We start from the raw sequence: 20,315 nt of genomic DNA, 5'->3' as shown, positions 1-20,315 counted from the left end.
CGGTTTTCGCGGCTGGATTTCGGAATCCACAGCAGAATTTCGTCGTACAACTTGCTTTTGTTGTGCGACGAATGCTCGCGATAGGTGCCGGACAGACAATAGAGATTCCCAAACATACTCTGCACGGCAAGCATCGTGGATGGCTGCGCGGCAAAATTTGTACGCATCGAGAGCGGCACAAGTTTAATTCAAACCGTTCTTTTGCTCGCCTGCTGAGATTATGCGTGATCCTGTCGTTCCCGCCGGCATGACACGCTTTTTTTATGCACCATCCGATTCCCGCACCTGCCAGATCTATTCTGAAAACGTCGGCCGGTGCAATCTCCTGCAGCTGATCAAACATCAGATTACCGCGCAGCGCTGCGGCAATCACCGTCATCACCTCCGAAATATGCTCGCCGATTCCGGCAGCGCAGCGAATGCATCTCGAGGCTTTATTGATGAACAGTTTGAGAAATCCATCCTGTTTTCTCGAAAGGAGGGAGAAGCTCATTCTCAACTGGCAAATCGCTGCAAGCCGTCTTTTCCGATTATGGCGCTGACGCTTAATTTTATGCTTGCATTTATGCTGTTTATAGCATATTTTGATGTCAAAATGTATGCATAAAATGATGTCACAGAGGTAGGTATGAAAACTTTAACGATTCGCGGAATCGATGAAAAACTGGAATCCGCCATTCGAATGGAATCAAAAAAAGAGCAGAAAAGCATGAACCAGACGGTGCTGAAATTATTGCGCAAAAGCGTCGGTCTGTCGGATCATGAACTGTTCCCGCAGTATGATGATCTGGATGCTCTGGCCGGCAGCTGGTCGCAAAAGGATGAAACCGAATTTGAACGAAACACCCGTCAGTTTGAACACATTGATGAGGAATTGTGGTCATGAGACGGGTATTGATTGATACGAATATATATGTGGGGTTTAAGCGCAATGATGCTTCCGTTGTCAATGCATTTCGTTCTCTGGATTTGATTGGCGTGGATGTTTGCGTGCTGGCTGAACTATACAGCGGGTTTCGTTTGGGACAACGATTTGAGCAAAATGATCATGAGCTCAAACAGTTTCTCAATAATCCGCGGGTTCGTGTATACTCTCATGATATTGAAACAGCCGAGTTCTATTCCCATGTCTATGCAGAGCTGCGTAAAAAAGCCAGACCCATTCCAACCAATGATATGTGGATCGCTGCAGTAGCCCGACAGCATGGACTAACTGTTTATTCCAAAGACCGGCATTTCGAATATATAGACGGTTTGATTCTCCGGACTTGATCCTGTCTGAGAGTTTGCAGTGAAATATCCATTGATATTTCACGGTGAGGCGTCTTGGGGTTGCTGATCTAAAAAAGCTGTGCTCACGACAAGTATCTACTGCCCGCAACACCAGGCTTTGCCGGCAGCCGAATTACGTCCGTCTCTGGCGGACCGTCGTCCCTCCTTGAAAGCAAAGTTTCCAGGGTAAAACAGAGTACTCTGATAAAATAGTAAAATTTAGTACTATTACTATTGCCGACTTTGCATGTACTTTTGTTTTTCTTTGCGACCTCTGATTCTTTGCGTGGATTGGTTTTTAAAGCGATGCACAAGAGTCGAAGAGATACAAAGGAACGCCAGGAAATCAGCATATTTGATTATTATTGATCTTTACAACCCTTGCTATTTATCAATTTTTGATTCGAGTTGTTAGAAAACATTATTTTTTATGTAGCGATACAGATTTTCTTTTTATTTGTCGCCAAAATGTTTATAATACCAACACAGTTTGGTCGTTCAAATTGAGGGATTATACTATGAAACGGATCATCACGATGCTTTTAACCATAACTGCTGCTGTCTGGGGCACGGACGTTCTGCCGGTTCCGGCGCAGATCAAGATTCAATCGGGGAATACCGACTAAATACAACGTTTAAAATCGCCGTTCAGGGCGTACCTGAGGGACGTCTGCATGCCTACGCCACCCGTACCCTGCACCGCCTGTCCGGCCGCACCGGACTGTTCTTTGAACAGCAGGTGGTGAGTGCGGGTGACACCGCCGGCGCGCAGATGACGGTGACGGTTGAGCGCCGCGCCGACCTGGGGCCGGACATGGACGAATCCTATAGCCTGGTGATACGTTCATCCGGTATTCAGCTCAACGCCGCGACGGATGTCGGCGCCATGCGCGGACTGGAAACGGTTTTACAGCTCTTGTCCGCGGATGAAAAGGGATATTACTTTTCAGCGCTGGTCGTTGAGGATCAGCCGCGTTTTACCTGGCGCGGACTGCTTATCGATGTGTCGCGCCACTTTCAGCCGGTCGGCGTGCTCAAGCGCAATATCGACGCCATGGCCGCGGTCAAGATGAATGTGCTGCACTTGCATTTAACCGACGATCAGGGATTCCGCGTCGAGTGCAAATCCTTTCCCAAACTGCACGAGCTGGGCTCGGACGGTCTGTATTACAGTCAGGAACAGATCAAAGACATCATCCGCTACGCCGCGGACCGCGGCATCCGGGTGGTGCCGGAATTCGATATGCCGGGACACGCCACCAGCTGGTTTGTCGGCTATCCCGAGTACGCCAGCGCGCCGGGACCCTACAGCATCGAGCGTGAATGGGGCATTATGGATCCGGTGTTTAATCCGGCTGAAGATAATACATTCGAATTTCTGCGCGCTTTCTATCAGGAAATGTGCGCCCTGTTCCCGGATGAGTCTATGCACATCGGCGGCGATGAAAACAACGGCGTGCACTGGGATGCCAATAAAGAGATTCAGGCGTTCAAACAGGAAAAGGGATTTGCGGACAATCATCAGCTGCAGAACTATTTTGTCTCGCGTGTGCACGATATACTAAAGGACTACGGCAAGATCATGGTGGGCTGGGAAGAGATCATGCACCCGGATTCGCCGAAAAACATCATTATCCAGTCCTGGCGCGGCAAAAATACGCTAATGGATGCGGCCCGGAACGGCTACCGGGTGATTCTCTCCAAAGGCTATTACATCGACTTGATGAAATCAGCCGAACACCATTATCTCAACGATCCGGTGACCAAAGAAATGCGTCTGACTCGTGAGGAACAGGAACGCATCATCGGAGGCGAGGCCACCATGTGGGGCGAGTTTGTCACGCCGGAGCTCATTGATTCGCGGATCTGGCCGCGCACCGCCGCCATTGCCGAACGCCTGTGGGCGTTGTCAGAGGTAAACGACGTGGGATATGTACCGGCGTCTGGCGATTGTCAGTGTGCAGATGGAGGAACTGGGACTGCGCCACAAAACCTGTCTGCCCATGATGCTGCGGCGTCTGACAGCCGGACAACCGACCGACGCCCTGCGCACGCTGGTCGAGGTGGTGCAGCCTTTGCAGAATTACACACGCAGTTCCAAACGCGATTTTTATCAGCATTCTCCTATACACGCGTCATGGACGCGGCCCGACCGGATCCGCCCCAGGCGCGACGTTTTGAAATACTGGTGCGGGCGCTGTTGTATGACAAAGAGCAATCCGAGTCAGCCGCCCGACAGCTGAACGCCGTCTTTCAGCAGTGGATCGACCACCAGCCGCAGCTGCAGACGGTCATCGACCGGTCACCGATCCTGGGCGAAATTCGGACGCTGTCGGTGCGACTGGCAAAACTGGGACGCGCCGGACAGATTCTGCTGCGCTGTCAGAAGGAGGGACACGCGCCGGACACATCCGAACGCGTGTTTATTCAGGATACGCTCAAAGCCGCGGAAAAATCCGCGGCCCAGGTCAAGTTTGCCGTGCTGCCGGCCATGCAGATGCTGGTCAAAGCCGTCATGGGACTGCCGCAACCGGCGGAAGGCCGCTGATGTAGGGCGACGAGATCGTCGCCCGTGTCCGTCGAGCAGATTAAAACCCCGGACCACGACGAGATCGTCGCCCATGTCCGTCGAGCAGATTAAAACCACGGATCACGACGAGATCGTCGTCCGTGTCCGTCGAGCAAATTACACCCCCGGACCACGACACGTTCGTCGCCCGTGCGCCGCGGCAGAACGATGCCTTTTGTGCAGTCCTGATTGACTCTCTGCTCCCGATCCGTGCACAAGGGAATTGTCAAGAGGCCCAAATGTGCTTTTAATGGGAAGCAATCTTAAAGAAAATGCAAAGTGCCATTTCAGGAGGCTCGATTTTTAGATAAATGCCGTCATTGCGGATTTCAGTTTTGTACGATGTAAGGTCGGCATTGTGCCCCGGAGATTTACCGCTTGCACGGTGAAACGGATGACCGTGCCACGGACATCCGTTTACACCGTCCTCAATATTTGCTTGTGCGCACAACGGTTGTTTAAACTCTATTTTAATCAGTATTCTTGTCTTCAAGGACCTCACGCAGCTTTGCTCCTAAATCCTTCGACGAAAACGGTTTCTGTATGAAATACACGCCTGGGTCCAGCACGCCGTGGTGGGCAATGACGTTGGCGGTATACCCTGACATGAACAGACGTTTGATGTCGGGATAGATGGAGAGCAGGTTTTTGGCCAGGTCGCGGCCGTTCATTTCGGGCATAACCACATCGGTCATAAGCAGGTCGATGCGGCCGCTGCCTGTGCGTTCGCACGCGCGGTGTTCATGGGCCAGGCGGATAGCCTCTCCCGGAGTTTTGGCCGCAATCACGACATACCCCAGTCTTTCGAGCGCCATCGTGGCCATGCGCAGGATGGCCGGTTCGTCCTCCACCAGCAGGATGGTTTCGTTTCCGCTTGCCGTCGGCTTTGCCGTTGCGGTTTCAGCCTGAAGCCGTCGTCCCGGCCCGGTGCCGCGGCAGATAGATCTTAAAGGTCGTCCCCTGGCCCGGCTCACTGTACACGTTGATAAAGCCGTTGTTCTGCTTGACCGCGCCGTACACCGAGGCCAGACCCAGGCCGGTGCCCTTGCCCTGATCCTTGGTGGTGAAGAACGGCTCGAACAGATGACTGACGGTCTCCGAGTCCATGCCGCAGCCGTTGTCGCTGACGGCCAGCAACACGTAATCGCCGGGCACAAATTCGGCGTGAACGGCGCAATAGGCCTCGTCAAACGAAACGACGTCCGTCTCGATGGTGATTTTGCCCACGTCATCGATGGCATCCCGGGCGTTGACACACAGATTGGCGAGAATCTGGTCAATCTGGGAGGGGTCCACCTTGATCGAAGCGAGATTCTTGCCGGGCCGCCAGGCCAACTCGATGTCTTCACCGATGAGCCGGCGCAGCATCTTTGAGCATCCCTTCCACGGTCTCGTTCAGATCGATGATCCTGGGCGCAATGGTCTGCTTGCGGGCAAAGGTCAATAGTTGTCGGGTCAAATCTGCGGATCGTTCGGCGGCCTTGCGGACTTGCTGCAAATCTTCAAAAAGCGGCTGTCCGGGGTTTATCTGCTCCAGGGCCATCTCCGCATGACCGAGAATCACGCTGAGCATATTGTTAAAATCGTGCGCTACCCCGCCCGCCAGTCGGCCCACGGATTCCATCTTTTGCGCCTGGGTCAACTGTTTCTGGAGTTTTTCTTTTTCCGCCGCAGCCTGTTTGCGCTCGGTGATGTCCTGTATTGCCCCATGCATTCTGACGGGGTTTCCTTTTTTATCAAATTCAAGTTTTCCTGTACCATGAACCCAGCGTTCTGCGCCATCGTTAATACGGATTATTTTATAGTCACGATTGAAAGATTTTTTTTCTTTTACCACAGATTCATGGTAAGCAAATATTTCATCACGATAGTCAGGATGGATAAGGCCCGCCCAACCGGCTATAGTATGCGGATAGCTTTCGTCTATCCCGAATATTTTATAAAACTCGGGCGAACATACCCATGCGCTTTTTTTGATCTCTTTTACATTCAGATTTGTTGAATAAGAACAGATATGTGCCACGGATTGTGAACTGCGCATCATCTCTTCGCTTTGGCGCAGTTCATCCTCGGCTTTTTTTCGATCGGTGATGTCCATAAAAGTTGTAAGCGTAGCCGGTTCATTCTGATATTCAATCCTTGAAGAATAAAGGGCAACCCATTTTATTGTTCCATCTTTAGTCTCCATTCGATATTCGTTTGTTTGCGGAATATTTTCACCTTTCAAACGCTTTTGAAAATTGGTAAAAAATCGCTGCCGGTCTTTTTCAAAAACGAGTTGAGTCAATTCATCGGTATCCATATTAAGCAGTCTTTCAGAGCTATATCCGCTTATCCGAGCCATGGCGGGATTGGCAAAAACCAGCCTGACCGGATCTGATTTAGCGATTATCACACCCTGTAAGGTACTATTGACCAATGTTCGATATTTTTCTTCGCTCTCACGTAGCGCTTCTTCTGTCTGTTTGCGTTCAGTGATATCCTGCAAGGTTACCAAAACCATACGCTCGCCTTTTACCATAATGGGCGTGGTCGAAGTCAGGAGGGTCATTTCACTGATCTTACCATCTTCTTGATAAAAATAGGGGGCTTCCTTCTGCAAGCGCGTTTCGCCGGTTTCAAGTGTGTCCAGCACGCTATTACGGATAACGCAGTGCTGACAAAATTCACCGAATCCGCAACCCTGCGGGTCATCCAGCACGTGCATACAACGCAGCGCCTCGCCGCCGCGCAAACCGAGCATCTCTTCTGCATTTTTGCCGGCAAATTGTGTCCCAAATCCATTGACCTCTTGAATACGCCGTTCGGCATTGACCACCATTATCACCAAAGGTGCGTTGCGATAGATGGCCGTGAGCAACTCTTTTTGCTCGATCATTTTTTGCTCTGCCCGCTTGCGTTCAGTGATGTCAAGTGCTGTAAATGTAACACCTTTGGAATGATCGTTTAGATCGAGGGGTGTGGAAGCCAGCAGTACATTGATGATTGTGCCGTCCTTTTTTTGCCAGTGCGTTTCCACTTTACCGGTTCCTTTTGCCCTGATCTGGTCGTACTTTTCCTTGCCGACAAAATCATAGTCTTCCTGAGAAGGGTACAATATCCGTGCATTTTTATCAACAAGCTCTTCTCGTGTGTATCCGGTCATTTCACAAATACGGGGATTCACTTCTTTCAGCACCCTGTTGACCACAACTCCAATTCCGGTGGGGGCCACACGATAAATGCTGCGCATTTTTTCTTCGGCTTGCTTGCGTTCGGTGATGTCCTGGAAAAATCCCTGCAATTTAAAAACTTTACCATTACGCATAACCGGTATGCATTTTGTTCGAGCATAAAGGTTTCTGCCTTTTGCGGTTATGAACCTTAACTCCAGATCATAAGGAATTCTTTTGTCAATCGCCTGTTGTATTGCTTTTCTCAAAATAGGCTGATCCTCAGGATGCCAGAAATTAATGGCGTCTTCCAGAGGTGGTTTGATGTTATTTGGTAACTCATGTATCCGGTATGTTTCATCAGTCCATGTAACTTCCATTGTTTCAACATACAATTCCCAGCCGCCAATTTTTGCTATTTGTCCTGTGATATTAAGGATGTTTTCGCTTTCGCGCAGCGCTTCTTCGGCTTTTTTGCGGTCGGTGATGTCCTCGATAGAAGCAATCATACCATTAAATGCGCCATTATGGTCTTTTATCGGGGCAGCGTTAACTGACAATATAACAACAGTACCATCAGACCACGTTATGCCGTGTTGTATGTTTAAAACTGTTTTTAATGATTTCTTTACGATATTAAAAGGTTGTTTCTCATCAGGCAAAAAAGATCCGTCAAGGTCAGTACTTTTCCATAAAGGGGCATCGTAGGTTCGTGATGTTATTTCTTCTTTTTCAAGTCCAAGTATTTGTTCGGCTCTGTAGTTTGCATACGTAATATTCCCGGTTTTATCAACAGTAACAATACCTACCGGACTTGTTTCCATGAGCGCTGATAAAAATAAAGTTTTTTCTTTCAACTCAACTTCAATGTGTTTGCGTTCAGTGATGTCGCGCCCCACACCGATAATCTCTTTCACGTTGCCTTTGCCGTCCAGCATAGCCGTATCTACCCAGGCAAGCCACCGCCAGCCATTTTTTGTCATGGCACGCTGTTCAATATAAGTATGATGTGGCGGCGAAAACAGATTTTTCATGGCCTCTTCGGTCGTCTCTTTATCCTCATCGTGCACAAGGGGTATAAACTTTTTGCCTAAAAGCTCTTCTTCCTTTTTACCTAACATCTCGCAATAGGAAGGACTCACAAAAAGAAACCGGCCTTCAATGTCCACTTTGACGATTAGATCCATCTGGTTCTCCACTAATAGTCGGAATTTTTCTTCGCTTTCCCGGAGCGCTTCCGCTGCTTTTTGATATTCAGCTTCTATTTCCGCTTCTTCCAGTGCCCGTTGCACGGCCATGGGAAGCCTTTCGGGCCTGTCTTTCAACACATAATCCACAGCGCCCAGCTTTAATAATTCAACGGCGGTTTCTTCACCAATAGTGCCTGATACGCAGATAAACGGGGTTTCGGGACACAGTTCCCGGCTTATTTCCAATGCCCTGAATGCGTCAAACCCCGGCAGCTTAAAATCAGCGAGGATGAGGTCGAAACTGTTTTCGCGCAGCGAGGCCGTGTAATCCGCTTCATTGTCAACATGGGTCACATTCGGATGGCCCGCGGTTGAGAGCTGTTCGCGCATTAATTCCAGGTCCCTGATTGAATCTTCCAGGACAAGAACATTCAGTTCAGTGTCTTTGTTATCTGTTTTTGTCTTCATAAGTTTATTCCATCGGTGGTTTTTCGTTCAGCATAGCCCAGAACACGCCAATATGCTTCACCGCTTCCAAAAAATCTTTGAAATCCACCGGTTTCACCACATAAGCATTTACGCCCAGGGCATAGCATTTTTTCAGGTCGGGTTCTTCGCGTGAAGCCGTGAGTATAACGACAGGAAGCATTTTTAGTTTTTCATTGCGTCGGATGGCTTGCAGCACTTTAATGCCATCCATCCGCGGCATTTTAATATCCAGCAGCACTACGATGGGATTACCCTTTGTGCGCTCCTTGAACCGGCCTTTATAATTCAGGTAATCCATCACTTCCACGCCGTCGTTAACCACAACCACATGGTTTGCCAGCTTATGTTCCTTCAATGCCTCAAGGGTCAATTCCACATCCTGCGGATTGTCCTCGGCCAATAATATTGTTTTTAATTCATTCATGATCATTCCTGCTTGTTTTTGGATAAACTGAAATAAAATGTTGCTCCTTTACCGGGTTCCGCTTCCGCCCAAACCTTCCCGCTATGTTTATGAATAATGCGCTGCACATTGGCAAGCCCGATGCCTGTGCCTTTAAATTCGGCCTGCGAATGGAGCCTCTCAAAAACCCCGAACAGTTTATGTGCATATTTCATATCGAAACCCACGCCGTTATCACGAACGTAAAATACGAAATTATTCTCTTCCTCTTTACAGCCAATCGAGATTTCTGCTTTTTGGGTGTTTTTTGTAAATTTAACGGCGTTATCGAGCAGGTTAAGCCAAACCTGTTTCAGCAGGGAATCATCGCCGGACACCTGTGGTAATTCCTGTACGTTCCAGCTTATTTCTCTTTTTTCGATATCCTGTTTTATCCTTTCAAGCGCCTCTCTTACCAGCGCATTCATTTCTATTTTGGATTTTCGCACTTTTTGACGTCCCGTTCTGGAAAACTGCAACAGCTCGTCGATCAGTGTGCCCATTCGGTTGGCGGCATCTGTCACGGTAGCCAGGTAATATTGTGCTTTTTCGGGCAGTTCGGCGCTGAATTTATCATTCAGCAGATCGATATAGCCATTGATGTGGCGCAAGGGCGCCCGCAGATCGTGGGAAACGGAATAGGAAAAGGCTTCCAGCTCTTTATTGGAAAGCAGCAGCTTGCGCTGTTCTTCTTTCAGTTCGGCTGTCAGATGGTTCAAATCTTCCACCATATAAAGCATGGCTTTTTCACTGCTATCAAGTTTCTTAACCTTTTCCTCAAGTTCTCTGGTTCTTTTATCTACTTGCTTTTCAAGATCATCTTTCTGTCGGTCGATTTGGCTACCAACCCTGCGGGATATCCAGGCAGTAACGAATCCCGCTGCCAGTACAACCAGGATGGTGATCGCCGCGGAAAACAGCGCCGGATTCACTTTCAGTGTTTGAAGCGGGAAAAATCTTGCAACAAGCCCCAGAAAAACGGAAAAGAGGGTTAGAGGCAGAATGGCGCGCAGCAAATAACTGCGGGTGGAATCTTCCGTCAGCAGCCGCAGTGGAAATCCTGCCGGACGGGCTGCAATGAGCCCAACGGAGAGCAGCAGAAATCCCAGCGCCGTGGTCAGCGCCATGGGGATGGTGTCCGGTAATTCGTAAAGCAAAAGCTTTTGATAGAAATAAGCCAGGCTGAACACAAAACCAGAGGCAAAAACGCTCAGGTTTAATGCGCCCGTAATATAGTCCACAGCGCTTCTCTGTTGATTCCGGTTTTGTAAGCGGAGCAGAAAAAACGCAGCCAGTCCGGCAAGAAAAAAAGCCAGCCCGGTGGCCGGTGACATCCGTCCGACGAGAACGCCGTTCAGCTCGCCGAATTCCGGCACAAGGGTGTCTTCAAAGTTTAACTCTGTGCCGGAGAAATAGCCCAGCACGTCGAGCAGGCCAAACAGGGAGACCAGCAAAGTGAGGGTGAGGTAAACCGGCGCCATGCCCGATAATTTTTTACGGCTGCTCCCCGCCAGGCATGAAATGGTTAGGATGAGAAAACTGACTGCCGTGCTCGGCGCCATTGGAATAAAGTCCGGGCGGATGCTGGCAAGCCGCCGTAAGCCCGGTGTATAACCAAGCAACCCGAACAGCGCGAACCCTGTAACGAGTGTGAGGCTGCCCCAAAACAGTGCGTTCCAGCGGGCTTGCGTGACGCTGTTTTCCTGGCTAATGCTCATCTTGTCTGCTTTTTTAGTTTATCGATCTCGTCGCGCAGTTCCTTGATGCGAAATTCCCGCTCGATGGTCGCATCGTGGAAGCGTTCCAGTTCTAAAACCCGTTCTTTCAGTTCTCTGGTCTTTTCTGCAATCTTTTGTTCCAGTTCTTCGTTTAGTTTAATTATCTCCTTCTCTGCAATTTTGCGGCTTGCGATTTCACCAATTAGATTGGCGGAAGCCTGCAGCCGTTCTTTGGCCATTTCAATGATGTAAGGCGGACGGGACGGGTATTCCCTGGCCCTTTTTATCAGATCATCCAGGGAGACCTTGTATTTTTCAGCCAGTTCGCTCAATTTTTCTTTGTCCTGCGGCGGATCACCATAGCCAAAGTTGATGGCTCCGATTACTTTATTACCGGCAATAATCGGCAGTGCATAGAGATGTATTCCGCCCTGGCATTCGATATCGACAGGCTTACCGGATTCCATGGCCGGCAGCGATGCTTCCTTCCAGCAGGATTCGTGACAAAGCCATTTACCGCTATTCAGCGCCTTTTTATTGTCGTCGGTGCCGCACAATTCACGGGAGGCCTGATCCATAAAACGGCACCAGCCGGAAGCAAAAATGCCAAGCGCATAATCGCCGTTCTTTTCATATATGGCTGATGAGGATTCCAGTAACCTTAAAAAGTCGTCCGCGATATCTTGCAGCACATCTTTTCCGACAGCATCAAGAATCAATCTGCTGGTATTTAGCTTCGAAAGATCACCATAAAGCGGGGCCTGGTCATTTTTTACGGCTGCCGCTTTTTTGCTCAGCATCCACTCGATGCGCTGTAATGCTTCTTCGGCTTTTTTGCGTTCGGTGATGTCTCTTATGCATGCTACCCTGAAATATTCATCATTATAAGATATATCCCTGGCTTCAATTTCGGCATAAAAGGTAGAGCCATTCTTTCGTATTACGAGTAATTGGTAGGGTGTTGCTACTTGTTTTTTAATATTATTTTTTGCTATTGCATGATAATCAGGATGAATCAAATTGAATAAATTCATTCCGATTATTTCATCTCTTTCAAAGCCAAGCATCTCTACTGTGCTTTGGTTGACATCAATGGCAATGGCATCTTTGTGAATAATGATTCCTTCAAAAGTAAAACTCGATAGCTTTTTGAATCTGTCCTCGCTTTGCTTCAGGGCTTCCTCCGCCTGCTTGCGTTCGGTGATGTCCTGAATAGCCCCATGCATTCTGACGGGTTTTCCTTTTTTATCAAATTCAAGTTCTCCTGTACCATGAACCCAGCGCTCTGCTCCATCATTAATACGGATTATTTTATATTCACGAGTGAAAGATTTCTTTTGCTTTACAACAGATTCGTGGTAGGCAAACACTTCTTCGCGAAAATCGGGATGAATAAGAGCCGCCCAACCTTCTATTGTATGCGGATAGCTTTCGTCTATCCCGAATATTTTGTAAAATTCGGGCGAGCAAACCCATTGGCTTTTCTGTATTTCAGCTACATTCAGATTTGTTGAATAAGCAGAGATATGAGCCACAGATTGCGAATTGCGCATCATTTCTTCGCTTTGGCGCAGTGCTTCTTCGGCCTGTCTGGTTTCAGTTATATCTCTAAATTCGACTGTTCTGACGGTTTTTCCTTTGTATGGGATATTTCTTGCTTCCAACCTTATCGGATATAATTCTCCGTTTTTGCGTAAACCAATAGCTTCATAAGGTTTTTCGTAGCCTGCCAAAATATTATTCATCACCAAATCTCTTGTCTCCGGAGCGATAAGCAACAAACCGTCCATTCCAATGAGTTCGTCCAATGAATATCCTGTTATTTCCGAAAGTCCCTGATTACATTCTAAAATGATTCCTTTATCGTGAATGGCAATACCGCCAAAAGATGCATTATGCAAGGCTTTAAAGCGCTCTTCACTCTCTTTGAGCAGTTGTTCTGCTTTTTTGCGATCGGTAATGTCACGGGTCACGCCTTGTAATGAAACAGGTTCATTTTGATCGTTGAAGATGACCTGACCATGAATTTCGACGTCAATGGCGCTGCCATCGCGACGAAGCATTTGCGCTTCAAAGATTACCCCTTGGTGTTCAAGACCTTTGGCAGCTTCCTTTTCGATCAAAGTCTTCATCCTGGCGAAATGATGCTTGTCGCAATGCTCCCATAACCCACTTCCGATCCATTCGTCTGGGCTGAAGCCAAACACTGTTTGGATGGCCGGATTGACGTAGGTAAAGCGCGCATCCATCGTCATCACCCAAATGATATCGAGTGTATTTTTAGCCAGTAGCCGATAGCGTTTTTCACTTTGCCGCAAATCCTCTTCCACCTGTTTTCGTGCGGTTATATCCTGAAACGAACCCTGCACTTTGCTGATCTTGCCGGTTTCATCTTTCACCGCTCTGCCTATAGTTCTTACCCATAAGCGTTTTTCTTTTAAAGTAATAATCTCCATCTCTTCATCGTATGGAATACCTTTTTGGGCGCAATCGGTAAAAACCTGTGTGATTTTGTCCCTCCATTCGGGTGCATAGAAATTGATGCCTTCCTCCACAGGTGTCGAGTATCCATGTGGAACCTCATGAATATCTGCCACAGCATCCGACCAGTTGGAGATGTTCTTCTCAAGGTCAACATTCCATCCGCCAAAGCGAGCAGTTTCACCGGCAATTCGCAGCAACTCATAATTGGATCTCAGCGCTTCTTCTACCCGTTTGAGTTCGCTGATATCGCGATGGGTTCCTACAAAGCGCTGCGGTATGCCTTTTTCGTCCCGCTCAACAATTATTCCTTTCCCCTGTATCCATTGCCAGTCACCCGACTTTTTCAGGAACCTGAATTTGACTTCAAAACGGTCAATCTCTCCTTTCAGATGTTTTTCAGTTTCGTTCATCACATAATCAACATCATCGGGGTGAACGCGTTTTTGAAATTCTGCCAGCTTGTGGGGAAATTCATCAACATCATATCCTGACAATTTATAGTAGCGTGGGTCAAAATAAGCCTGATTCGTTTTTAAATCCCAATCCCACATGCCGTCGTTTGCTGCTATCATTATTTTTGATAGCCTGTCTTCGCTTTCTCGTAAGGCTTCCTCTGCCAGTTTCTTCTCTGTAATATCTTCTGCTACGCCTTCGATCCACCCTTTATCCGGAAATATCCTGGCTGAATAATTTGCCCAGAAAATCGATTTATCTTTGCGGTAAAAACGCGCTTCAAAGTTTTGAATGAATCCGTTTTCTTTGATCATTTCAATCATCTTTTCGCGGGCGCCTTTATCAACATAGTTGTCGGATGTTTTATACTCAGCTATAAAATTATCCAGATCATCATAGCCAAACATCACGGCCAGTTGCTTGTTGCTTTCCAATATCTTTCCATCGGAGATTCTGGTCCGGAAAAGCCCCACTTGCGCATTCTGAAAAAGATTACGGTAGGTTTCTTTACTTTCTTTAGCTTTTTGTTGAGCTTTTAATAATTCCGCATTGGTTTGTTCAAGTTCCTCATTGGTTGCCTGGTATTCTTTATTGTCTTGTGATAATTTTTGAATGATATCGGCGTGGCTGTATTTTTCTGTTAATCCCAACGAAAAAATCAAGGCCAAATCCAGTTCAATTACTTTTTTGAATTGCAGTAATAATTTTTCGTTCTCAGCGCTGAATTGTCTTTCCTTATTGTCGAGCACGCATAACGTTCCAAAAGGTTTTTGATCAGGAAAATTTATCGGATAACCGAGATAGGCTATCATCCCGAGTTTTATATCGGGATTTTTGTCCCAATTCTTATCTTTCAGAGCATTGGGGATGCGGAGTTTCTTTTGCGTTTTGATCACCGTTTCGCAGTATAATCCGTGCCAATGTTCCGTATCACCCACCTTGTATAGATTGTTTTCGGTTTTGCTGGAAGTGAAAACCTCCATAAACTCGTTTTCGGTTTTCATAATCAAAGCGGCGGGAACATTCACAATAGTTGCAATCAAGTCGGCTATTTCCTGCCACTTTTTTATAAAGCCATCGGGTATCTTTTCAAATGAACGTTCCTGCATATTTTATTTACCCCTTCTTTTTTTATCTTTCATCGTTAATCTTTCATTATAACGCTGATAGAGCGAATTTTCAATCGCGGATTTCTGCGGATATTTTAGCAAAAACACCCGATTTTTAACGTCGAGTTCGTGGAACAACTTGCGCCTCTTTAAAATCTTGCTGTATTTTCATGATATTGCCTTTTTAAAAATTCGACGGTTGCTACAGGTTCCCGGGGTGTTTCGGTTTTCCTTCTTCAAGATCGTCTGCCATTGATGTTTTTTTATGATCTTGAAAATTTTGTATTTTGACTACTTTTTTGATCATTTGATTACAACCTGATTGTAATCCAGTTTTGGAATATAAAACAGCGGGAATTTAAATGCAATGCATTTATACAATTCATGAAAAGCTCTTCATTTAGCTTGAAATTGCATCCCAAATAGAGTAGAGCAGAATGCTTCGATGTCAAGCAGAAATTTGAATATAACCAGCGGTCACACGCGCGGTTTGGCACCTCTATGTATAACGCATTGTTTGCTTGTTTTCATTCTGGAACTATTTCCATTCGGTAACGATACTCATCGAATCTTACAGGCTTGATCTGTAAAACCAGGATCTTTGGTTGTCTCAAAATACCGAATCAACCGGGAACGCAGTTGATTTACGATGTTATGATCGGGGTGATTTGCCGGATTATGTAGCTGGGCGGGATCTTTTTCACAATCATACAGCTCGAGCACGCCCCGCTTGGCGAACCATCGATCGTAAAACTTGGCGTTCTCGGGATCATTTCGTGTTTTTATGACATTTTGGCGCTTTTTATTGTCGATCAGCATAGTTTTACTATCAATAATCTGACTCGAACAATTCCCTTATTTTACCCTCAACAACCTTGAGAATGTCCCGGGTATGCAGATGTTTTATGTCCGAATAACGGACAGGTTTGCCGAATTTTACTTTTATGGTGCCCGGTGTGATGATACTGCTGCCCTTGTGTTTGATTTGAAACGCATCGATCATGACAACCGGTACAATATCCGTTTTTGCCGCTTTGACCAGAATGAATGGACCTCTTTTAAAGGTACCCGGTTCGCCGGTCAAGGTACGCGTGCCTTCAGGCAGAATGATAATAGATGTCCCGTTTTCAATGCGCTGCCGGGCTGTTTCCAGACTTTGCAGGGCTTTTTTCCCGCCATCCCGGCTGATCGGGATTTGGCCCAGTCTCTTTAACAAAAGTCCCCACAAGGGCCACTTGAAGTGTTTATCCAGTTCCACACCGCGCGCGTAATTGGGGATATATCCGAAAAGCACCAGCGCGTCAAACACATTGACATGATTGGCCATAAAAACAACCGTTTTTTCCGCATCAACATGCTGCAATCCACTGACCTCTGTTCTGATCAACATGGCGTTCAGGATAAACCGGCAGCCGGCCTTGAGAAACGGATCAATACGCCGGGGATCAAAAAACAGGCTGTAAACAATGATAAACAATCCAAAGGGTATAAAAAGACCGAGTCCGATGCTCCAGAGTATAAAGGAAACGCTGCGTTTTTTTATTTTCCGCAACACGGCTGTCATGCGTCGAATACCCTGATCTTGCCGGGGACAACAGAAACCGAAAGGGGCGTGTTGCCGAATATCTCACCGTCCGGGGTCAGGATCTTGCTAATGTCCGAATAAAAGGTCATATCCCTGGCTTTGAATGTCGTGATCTCGGGAATATGAATATGCGTCCCCTTGAATATCCTGGGAAAGGTTGCCAGCAGTTTCCGCCTGGATAATTTGTTCAGCACCACCACATCCAGCAGACCGTCATCGATTTTCGCGTCCGGCGCCATGATCATATCACCGCCGGTCCTGGTGGAATTGCAAATCTCAACGAATACATTGTCGCGCTCATATTTGACGCCGTCAATCTCGAATGTCATCTGATAGGACTGCAGTCTGCGGGTCACCTGGAACACGCCGATAATGTAACTCAGGGCGCCCCATTTTTTGTACAGACTGGCCCGTTCTGCAACATCTGCGACAAATCCGAACCCGATGATATTGATAAAATAATAATCCTGTTCATCCACCGTGAATTTGCCCAGGTCCACGCGCCGGGTGTTGCCCCTGACCATGTTGCAGACCGCATCATCCAGCGATGCGATGTTCAGATCGCGGGAAAATGAATTGCCGGTGCCCACCGGAATCACCCCGAGCGGCGCCGGTAGATCCGGATTGCCCTGCGCCATACCGTTGATCACCTCGAACAGAGTACCGTCTCCGCCTACGGCCGCGATGCCGTCCCAGCCGTTGCCGACCTCGTCTTTGGCGATTTCGATCAGGTGCCGGGGACGCTCGGAGTAAATGACTTTAACAGTCACATTCTGGCTGTTAAAGAGCTGCAGCGCCCGCTGTGACACGGCAATGCCCTGTTTTTTCCCCGCTATTGGATTGACCAGCATCAGGATGTTCATACCGTTCCGCCTGTGATTTCGTATCCGAACCTGATAATAATTTAATCATACAGATGGTGAACCTAATTCATAATTTAGTAATTATTTTTTCACAGGCAACAGAAATATGCCTGTCAGGTGAAAAAGATAGCGGTGTGATGGCATGGCTTGAAAAAATTGACCCCGAACGACACAAAGGGGGAGAGGGAGCATGCCGTGAATCCAGGAACGCAGGATTAAAGCGAATAGGTTCGAATGATCGCTGAGGGCGCTTTACTGCTGACGGAAATTAGAACCGATAGAGAAAAAGTAATCCAGCAAGGGCTGCGGAAGTGTTGTGCTGAACAGTTGCGAAGCAGAGCTTTTGATGCAGCGTCTTAATAATTGTTATATATAGAATTATAAAGGTGCATAACAGTACATACTATAGTATGTACTGTTGATAATTAAAATAATTGCCTTGTTGAAAAGCTAAACCGCAAAATGGGTACAAGATAAAACTCGGTATTGAAGCAATGCTGATATTTTTAGTAATATTTATGGAAAATATTTGTAAATATCTTTGCGATGTAATACTCTTTCAAATATTATCATCTTGTCTTTATATTTTAAACCAACTCTATAATCACCAAACCTTATCTTATAGTATCCAGTATACCCCGTCATTTTTTCTATTTTTTTTACTTTTGCTATAGAGTTTATTATCTTCGCCTCATTAAAAACAAAATTCTCAATTTGTATTCGAGGATTTTTAGGCACTCTCGATAGCTTTTTTAAAAATCGCTTTCGATAAACTGTTTTCAATTCGTTTTATCCAGGTTGGAATAATACTCCTCAGCTGAATCTTGATCTAGTAGTTCGTCCACTTCATTTTCTCTCATCAAATTGAAAAGAGCATAGTTTTCCATGATCTCTTCGATTTTATTAAATGTTTTAATATCCAGCTGAACAGCGACTTTATTGTTATTTTCATCTATAATATATTTTTTCTCTAAAACTTCCATCGAGTTAGTTCTCCTGTTTTTATCCAGTCACTTTTATATATTGATGATGGTTTTTAGACAAATTATCAGCAATTTGAGTTGTGAACAATTAATTTTTCCGATTCTATATTGCTAATTTTGGGTATATTTCATTTCATGAATCATCTATGCTTATACAAGAAACAATATTTTTAAGAAAATTACAATTATTTTTTTAATATACGCTTTTTCATTCAGTATAACAAAATTCCTTTCATGCATCTAATAATAAAATGATTCAGGCAATCATATTTTATCTTTGTTTTTATTGCGCGTATAACGCTTAGTAATAACCACCCGCCGATGACAAAAAAAATTAATAAACAAAGTGAGGGCAACAGCTATGGGCAAAAATACGAATCAACTCTGTTTATTCAAAGAAATTTCTGGTAAAAAAGTTCACGTTGACTTTGGCGGCGAACTGTCATCTGATAGCGGTATACTTTTAATACGAGAGTTCATTGAAAAACAGGATATTGTTGATAAAATTGTCAGGTTGTTGCCGGATCATCGAAATCAGGGTTATATACAACACAGGACAAAAGAATTGTTAACCCAACGTGTGTTACAAATTATTGCCGGATATGAAGATGGCAACGATTGCAATTCTTTGCGCAATGATCCGGCCTTTAAAACCGGTTGTAACAAAACATTGGATACCGATGATGCGCTGGCAAGTCAATCGACAATGTGCCGATTTGAACATCGGATTGATCCCAGAACGCTCATTCTTCTATCGCGGCTGTAAGTGGAATTTTTTACCGATTTGTACAATTCACCACCTGATGGTATCATCCTTGATTTTGACGATACTGAAGACCGAACCTATGGTGGACAACAGCTCAATTTATTCAATGCGTATTACGGAAGTACATGCTATCAGCCCATGCATATCTATGAAGGCAACAGCGGCAAATTGATCGCAACGATTTTGCGCCCCGGCAAACGCCCCACCGGTCGGGAGATTGCCAAAATGATTCGTCGTGTTGTAAGGATCATTAGAAAAACCTGGCCGAATGTTGAGATACTGATTCGGGGCGATTCACATTATCGCGGCCCCGCGGTTTACGATATATGCAGAGAGCTTAACCTTCAGCATACATTGGGTTTAACGGCAAACAATACTCTAAAAAAGATGGTTGAACCTGCTGTCAACGAGGCTGAAAAACGGTTTGCAGCAGATCCCAAACCGTTCAAAATGTACCAGGACTTTGAGTACCAGGCTGACAGCTGGTCTGAACAGGAACGGGTTGTTGCTAAAATCGAATACACCGCGAAGCTCAAACTCAACATCAGATTTATCACCACAAGTTTCAAAGAAGCCTCGTGCAAATTTGTTTACGAAACAGCTTACTGCGGCCGTGGCCAGGCTGAACTCTATATCAAAGAACACAAAAGACAGCTTGGCAGTGATCGTACGTCAAGTCATTTGTTTATGGTCAATCAATTCAGGCTCGTCTTTTTCAATCTGGCATATATGATTTTGCATCGTTTTAGAGAACAGTATTTGAAAAATACCTGTTTTGCCAGAGCTGATTTTAATACAATTCGACTCAAAATCATCAAAATTGCCGGACAGATCAAAGAGTTGTCGACCCGGATCAAAGTGCAATTATGTTCTTCGTATCCATACCAAAGAGAATTCAGGACAATCTATGAGATGATGACTGGATTCGCGTAGTAGAGTTCCTGGGTTGTCCGGCGCTCTTTGTCATTGTTTACATAATATTCAGGGGCATGGGATACCTATGTCCAAATGCTCCCGTGATTTGCATTATTTTTCCCAAAATTATAAAATTGTCAGTATACCGCTAATTTGACGTCAAAAATTTGGAGCAAATTATTGATTTTGTAAATTCATGAATTATTCAGGATATATTGAACCGCCCAGTGCGAATCCGCATGCTCGATGTGAGGAAGGCCGGAGTAAAACCAGCCCTTACCCGGTTAGCCTTATATGTTCACTCTATTGAGCTTTTTATTCCTTG

At 46.0% G+C, this 20,315-nt stretch carries 14 protein-coding genes and 1 pseudogene; 5 read left to right on the top strand and 10 right to left on the bottom strand.

Annotated features, from left to right (window positions below):
* The first annotated feature begins 220 nt into the window (after window positions 1-220).
* The 4 genes from U5R06_13025 to U5R06_13010 all read left to right on the top strand — a co-directional run bounded on the left by U5R06_13025 (window position 221) and on the right by U5R06_13010 (window position 3,820).
* The gene (locus U5R06_13025) at window positions 221-607 is read left to right on the top strand and encodes a hypothetical protein (GenBank protein ID MDZ7723688.1); all 387 of its coding nucleotides are present in this window, start codon (window positions 221-223) and stop codon (window positions 605-607) included.
* A 21-nt stretch (window positions 608-628) separates the two neighbouring features.
* Window positions 629-886 (top strand): antitoxin, encoded by a 258-nt coding sequence (locus U5R06_13020; GenBank protein ID MDZ7723687.1) that lies wholly within the window; start codon window positions 629-631, stop codon window positions 884-886.
* On the top strand, window positions 883-1,272 hold the full coding sequence (locus tag U5R06_13015) for a type II toxin-antitoxin system VapC family toxin (protein ID MDZ7723686.1): 390 nt from the start codon (window positions 883-885) through the stop codon (window positions 1,270-1,272). The genes U5R06_13020 and U5R06_13015 overlap by 4 nt, the downstream gene beginning before the upstream one ends.
* Window positions 1,273-1,762: 490 nt before the next feature.
* Window positions 1,763-3,820 carry a family 20 glycosylhydrolase gene (locus tag U5R06_13010; protein ID MDZ7723685.1) on the top strand — a complete coding sequence of 686 codons (2,058 nt, stop codon included), beginning with the start codon at window positions 1,763-1,765 and terminating at the stop codon, window positions 3,818-3,820.
* A 491-nt stretch (window positions 3,821-4,311) separates the two neighbouring features.
* Here U5R06_13010 and U5R06_13005 read toward each other — a convergent pair whose 3' ends face one another.
* The 10 genes from U5R06_13005 to U5R06_12960 all read right to left on the bottom strand — a co-directional run bounded on the left by U5R06_13005 (window position 4,312) and on the right by U5R06_12960 (window position 18,309).
* Window positions 4,312-4,692 (bottom strand): response regulator, encoded by a 381-nt coding sequence (locus U5R06_13005; GenBank protein ID MDZ7723684.1) that lies wholly within the window; start codon window positions 4,690-4,692, stop codon window positions 4,312-4,314.
* 49 nt (window positions 4,693-4,741) lie between these two features.
* Window positions 4,742-5,209, bottom strand: coding sequence for an ATP-binding protein (locus U5R06_13000; GenBank protein ID MDZ7723683.1), 468 nt, complete (start codon window positions 5,207-5,209; stop codon window positions 4,742-4,744).
* Window positions 5,187-8,651 (bottom strand): PAS domain S-box protein, encoded by a 3,465-nt coding sequence (locus tag U5R06_12995; protein ID MDZ7723682.1) that lies wholly within the window; start codon window positions 8,649-8,651, stop codon window positions 5,187-5,189. The genes U5R06_13000 and U5R06_12995 overlap by 23 nt, the downstream gene beginning before the upstream one ends.
* Before the next feature lie 4 nt (window positions 8,652-8,655).
* The gene (locus U5R06_12990; GenBank protein ID MDZ7723681.1) at window positions 8,656-9,096 is read right to left on the bottom strand and encodes a response regulator; all 441 of its coding nucleotides are present in this window, start codon (window positions 9,094-9,096) and stop codon (window positions 8,656-8,658) included.
* Window positions 9,097-9,098: 2 nt separating this feature from the next.
* A complete protein-coding gene (locus tag U5R06_12985; GenBank protein ID MDZ7723680.1) occupies window positions 9,099-10,832 on the bottom strand; it encodes an ATP-binding protein in 1,734 nt (577 codons plus the stop codon).
* Window positions 10,829-14,878 (bottom strand): PAS domain S-box protein, encoded by a 4,050-nt coding sequence (locus U5R06_12980; GenBank protein ID MDZ7723679.1) that lies wholly within the window; start codon window positions 14,876-14,878, stop codon window positions 10,829-10,831. Before U5R06_12980 ends, U5R06_12985 begins: the two co-directional genes overlap by 4 nt.
* A 561-nt stretch (window positions 14,879-15,439) precedes the next feature.
* Window positions 15,440-15,697 (bottom strand): hypothetical protein, encoded by a 258-nt coding sequence (locus tag U5R06_12975; protein ID MDZ7723678.1) that lies wholly within the window; start codon window positions 15,695-15,697, stop codon window positions 15,440-15,442.
* A gap of 10 nt (window positions 15,698-15,707) precedes the next feature.
* The gene (locus U5R06_12970) at window positions 15,708-16,442 is read right to left on the bottom strand and encodes a lysophospholipid acyltransferase family protein (protein MDZ7723677.1); all 735 of its coding nucleotides are present in this window, start codon (window positions 16,440-16,442) and stop codon (window positions 15,708-15,710) included.
* Window positions 16,439-17,326 carry a diacylglycerol kinase family protein gene (locus U5R06_12965; protein MDZ7723676.1) on the bottom strand — a complete coding sequence of 296 codons (888 nt, stop codon included), beginning with the start codon at window positions 17,324-17,326 and terminating at the stop codon, window positions 16,439-16,441. The genes U5R06_12970 and U5R06_12965 overlap by 4 nt, the downstream gene beginning before the upstream one ends.
* Before the next feature lie 779 nt (window positions 17,327-18,105).
* Entirely contained in the window at window positions 18,106-18,309 is a 204-nt protein-coding gene (locus tag U5R06_12960) for a hypothetical protein (protein MDZ7723675.1), read from the bottom strand.
* Between the two features lie 361 nt (window positions 18,310-18,670).
* Here U5R06_12960 and U5R06_12955 point away from each other — a divergent pair.
* Window positions 18,671-20,008: pseudogene (locus U5R06_12955) on the top strand (IS1380 family transposase).
* Window positions 20,009-20,315: the final 307 nt, after the last annotated feature.

The sequence above is a fragment of the candidate division KSB1 bacterium genome (assembly GCA_034521575.1).
Taxonomy (GTDB): domain Bacteria; phylum Zhuqueibacterota; class Zhuqueibacteria; order Residuimicrobiales; family Krinioviventaceae; genus JAXHMJ01.
Note: the sequence above shows the minus strand (reverse complement) of the source record. Positions and strands in the feature narration are given on the sequence as shown.